The organism is Occallatibacter sp. (assembly GCF_049802275.1).
Taxonomy (GTDB): domain Bacteria; phylum Acidobacteriota; class Terriglobia; order Terriglobales; family Acidobacteriaceae; genus Telmatobacter.
On record NZ_JBARMD010000495.1, the window covers coordinates 1 to 2635 of the forward strand.

Annotated in this window: 2 protein-coding genes; one reads left to right on the plus strand and one right to left on the minus strand. The window is 58.2% G+C overall.

The features are described from left to right. The coding region (locus WA354_RS17245) for a metallopeptidase TldD-related protein (protein WP_472814262.1) at nt 1-1213 on the minus strand (1213 nt) is incomplete at its 3' end. Nucleotides 1214-1322: 109 nt separating this feature from the next. On the opposite strand from WA354_RS17245, the gene WA354_RS17250 reads away from it, so the two are divergent. After that, nucleotides 1323-2635 (plus strand): M48 family metallopeptidase (locus WA354_RS17250; protein WP_472814263.1); only part of this gene is annotated, 1313 nt, incomplete at its 3' end.

Genomic DNA, 2635 nt, shown 5'->3' on the forward strand with positions numbered 1-2635 from the left:
CCACGCGACGTGCTTTCTCGCCTTCGTCGTCGTAGGTATAGCTGCCGCTGAGCCAGGTGTTGTCGAAGGTGGTCACAGTAGGGTCGTCGGCCACGGAGAGAAATGGCGGGAGGACTTCCTTGTTCAGGTCCTTGGTAAAGGTCTGGCCCTCTTCGTCGCCGCGCTGGCGCTGTCCTTCGAGCCGGTGGCCGAGCACTTCGTGAAAAAAGACGGCAGATGCGCGTCCCGAAAGAATGGCCGGCCCATCGAACGGTTCGGTCACAGGAGCCTTGCGCAATGCTTCGAGGCTCTTGCCGAGCTCGCGCACAGCAGCTTCCATCGATTCCTGAGATGGCAAGCCGTTGGCGGTTTCAGCTTCGAAGGTCTGGGCGCGAAACAGGTCCATGCCGTCATCGGCACGCGTCATGGCAAAAACCACCACGCGTGCCTGCATATGCGGTGCGATTACGCGCGATCCCTCAGAGGAAGCATAGTAGTCGGTCTCGTTCTGCACGGTGAGCATTGCGAGATTCTGGTAGACATCGGGATATTCGCGGAAGACTGCACTCAATGCTTTGACGCGCTGTTCCCACGCAGCACTGTCGACAGCCACCGGCGGCGCTGGCTTCGAGATTGAAACCTGCGGGGCCTCCTGGCTGAAGTCGGGCGAAGTGTCTTCTTCTCTTGCACGCACCTGCGCTTCGGTCTTGACGCGGAGAAAATTATCGAGCGCGCTTCCGTAGCCCGCATTGGTAGCCAGCCAGAGTGTGCGCGCCAAGGCCGCGTGATCGTCGCCCAACGGCAGCTGCATGCTGTTCACGGCGGAAGCCCGATGATTGCCGTGCGTGTTGTCGAGCTTGGGATCGCCGATGCGCATCTGCACGTCCGCGACACGTACATGGTTGCTGGAGCTGTCGGCCAGTGCGCCATATTGCGCTCGAATGGAAACAGAGGTCGCGTCAGCCACTGAGTAGCTGAGGAAGTACGGCGGCAACTGCTTGTCTGCGTCTTTCCGATTTGGTCCGGGCTTGCCCAGCGAAGTGAAGGCGCGCTGCAACTCGCCGGTCATGGTATCGAGGAGAAAAGAAGAATCAGGAGCGGCATCTTTGACCGAGGCACCGGAACTCACGGGATGGCCCGTCGCCGTCTCTTTCTGCGCTGATGCATTGAACCGGGCAAGCGTGAAGAAGAGCAACGTGCCCATCAGCAAACGGATTTTAGCCGGGCTTGCCATTCGTGGCCCCTTGAAAAGAAGGATTTCGGGAGTTCGGTAGTGCCTGTCAGCGAAAAACATCGGTAAACTTGATTGTCTCAAACTCGTGGGTCTCAAAAAGGAAAATCGAATGGCAATTGTCTCGCGTTTTGCGCTAGCAAGTTCAGTCGTCGTTCTTCTCCTTCTCATTTCTTGCAGAGCCGTGGGTCAGGCGAGTGCTGATTCCCAATCCCAGTCAGTCCCGGTTGCCTCCCAGGCCCAACCGCACTCCGAGCAGGCCTATTCCCTCCCTCCAGAAAAGCTTGCCCAGGCTATTGCGCTGAATAAGATCCGCGTCACGCTGGACATTGCCGGATCGCTATGGGGATTGGTCGTGCTCTGGGGGTTGCTCGCTTTCAGATTGGCTGAGCGATTAGACGCCTGGACCCGAGAAACGATGAGACGGCGCTCGACGCAGGGGCTGGCTTTCTTTGCAGTTGTTGTCGTCATCCTTTCGCTGGCCAGTTTGCCGCTCGATGCCATGGGGCATGCGGCCAGTCTGCATTACGGCATCAGCGTTCAGGGTTGGCCAAGCTGGTTCGGCGACCTGGGTAAGGGACTCGGCCTGTCGCTCGTCATCGGTGCTCCCCTTGCGCTCTTCTTCAATTGGATTGTGCGCAAGTCGCAGCGCCGTTACTGGATATGGATCTGGCTGATTTCGCTGCCCCTGGTTTTGTTTTCGGTTTTCATAGAGCCACTGGTGATTGACCCGTTGTTTAACAAGTTTGAACCGCTTGAATCGACGCACGCAGCATTGGTAGGCAAACTGGAAGAGGTCGTCACGCGCACTGGAACCGCCATCCCTCCCAACCGCATGTTCCTGATGAAGGCCAGTGAAAAGAGCAATGGCATCAATGCTTACGTGACGGGCATCGGCTCGAGCAAACGCTTTGTCATGTGGGACACGACCACCGACCGCATGCCCGACGACGAGATCATGTTTATCTTCGGCCACGAAAGCGGCCACTACGTGCTGAATCACATCCCCAAAATGTTGGCCGGGATGATGATCGGGCTATTCTTCGTCTTCTGGGCATGCGCAAGCCTGGGGGAGGGGATGGTGCGCCGTTTCGGCGAGCGGTGGAATATCCGAGGGTTGGCGAGCCGTCCGGGATTTCTGACGCTGTTTTTCGCATTTTCGCTCGCGGGATTCGTGCTGACGCCAGTGGGCAACACGGTCAGCCGCCACTTTGAGCATGAGGCCGACGTATATGGCCAGGAGGCGATTCACGGCCTCGTCCCTGATCCGCAGAAGACGGCAGTCTCGTCGTTCAACCACCTGGGCGAAGCCTGGCTTGACGATCCCAACCCCAACGCATTCGTAGAGTTCTGGTCGTACAGCCACCCCTCTGTACAGCAACGTGCAGAGTTTGCCGAGCACTACGATCCTTGGGCAAACGGTGG